Below are 1,518 nucleotides of genomic sequence, written 5' to 3'. Positions count from 1 at the left end.
AGGTCGTGTTCGAAGGCGTCTTTGCGGTCGCCGAGTTGGGCGGGGCTGGAGTAGCTGTAGGAGAACTGCAGGCCGATGACCTCGTCCAGGGTGCGGGTGAGGGTGCGGTCCCAGCGGATGGTGTCGATGTTGGAGAACGGGGAGCGGGCCAGTACGTCCTGGTGGCGTTCGGTCGGGTGGGTGTAGGTGCTCGACCCGGCGCGGCGCTGCGGGCCGAGGTAGCGGGTGCGGACGTCGGTGATGACCTGGAGCCAGGGGGCGGGTTCGATGTCGCCGGGTGCGCCGCCGGAGGCTAGGACGACGGCTCCGTCCGGTTCGATGAGTTGGTCGAGTTCGCGCAGGGTCTGGTCGCGGTCCATCCAGTGGAATGCGGCGCCCATCACGGTCAGAAGGACCGGGTCCAGGTGCATGGCGTGCAGGGTGGTGGAGTCGCCCCGGCGCCAGTCGATGTTGGTGATGCCTTGTTCGGCGGCGAGTTTGCGGCCTTCTTCGAGCATGCCGGGTTCGGGGTCGATGGCGGTGACGTGGCCGACGAGTCGGGCGAGCGGGAGGGCGATGACGCCGGTGCCGGTGCCCAGGTCCAGGACCCGTTCGGTGCCGCTCAGCGCGAAGCGTTCGGCCAGCGTGCTGTAGAAGGCGGGATCGTAGCCGGGTCGGTACCGAGCGTAGTAGGGGGCGGTCGAGGCGAAGAGTTCGTCGGGTGTGTAGGAGGTCACCTGTTCAGTCTTTCGTCTCCGGTCGGGCGAGCGTGGGTGCATCACCGAGAGCTACCTGATGTGGGGGCGAGGTGCTGCCACCAGGAGCGCAGCGGTTCGGCTCCTGCGCTTTCGTGTGCGATGGAGCCGTCGGGGTTGCGGTCGGGGCGGCCGAGCAGTTGGCGCTGGATGTCGGTGAGGTCCGGGCGTTCCAGCAGGTGCGGGGCGGGATCGTCGATGGGCGCGAGCCACCGGTAGCCGTATTGCATCATCACCGCGAGCCGGGGGCGGCCGGAGGTGTTGAGCCCGCCGGCGTGCCAGGTGCGGTTCTCGAACAGCAGCGCGTCGCATGGGCCGAGGTCGGGGGTGACCGCGTCGGGCGGGTCGATGGCGTTGGCAGGGACGGTGACCGGGGCGGTGCGGGTGTGGCTGCTGGGGACCACCATGGTGACTCCGGCGTCGGGGGTGAGGTTGCTGAGGAAGTAGGCGGCCTTGATCGCCAGGCGGGGAACGGTATCGGAGCCGAGATCGTCGGCGGCTGCGCGCATGTCGCGGTGCCAGCCGTGCCGTTCGGGGACGCGGATGGTGCGCGTGCCGTCGGCGGGGATGGACGGCATGTAGATCAGGTTGCTGGACATCAGGTGCAGGTTCGTGCTCAGCAGCGCGACCAGGGTCGGTAGCACGTGGGGGTTGGTGGCCAGCGGCAGGAACGTTTCGTCCATGGCGGTGACGCCGCGGAATCCGTCCTTGTTGTCGGCGCTGCGGTCCCGTCCGGCGGTGCGGTCGCTGTCTAGCAGCCGCATGGCGGCTGCGGCGGCCTGCT

General features: G+C 69.4%; 2 protein-coding genes. Both read right to left on the bottom strand.

The window, feature by feature from the left end:
• Positions 1-716 (bottom strand): class I SAM-dependent methyltransferase (locus tag BJF79_RS39370; protein ID WP_075905049.1); only part of this gene is annotated, 716 nt, incomplete at its 3' end.
• 41 nt (positions 717-757) lie between these two features.
• On the bottom strand, positions 758-1,518 hold a 761-nt coding region (locus BJF79_RS39365; protein WP_075905047.1), incomplete at its 5' end, for a phytanoyl-CoA dioxygenase family protein.

Source organism: Actinomadura sp. CNU-125, from assembly GCF_001942465.1.
In the GTDB taxonomy this organism is placed as follows: Bacteria; Actinomycetota; Actinomycetes; order Streptosporangiales; family Streptosporangiaceae; genus Spirillospora.
This window is presented reverse-complemented; position numbering and strand designations above follow the sequence as displayed.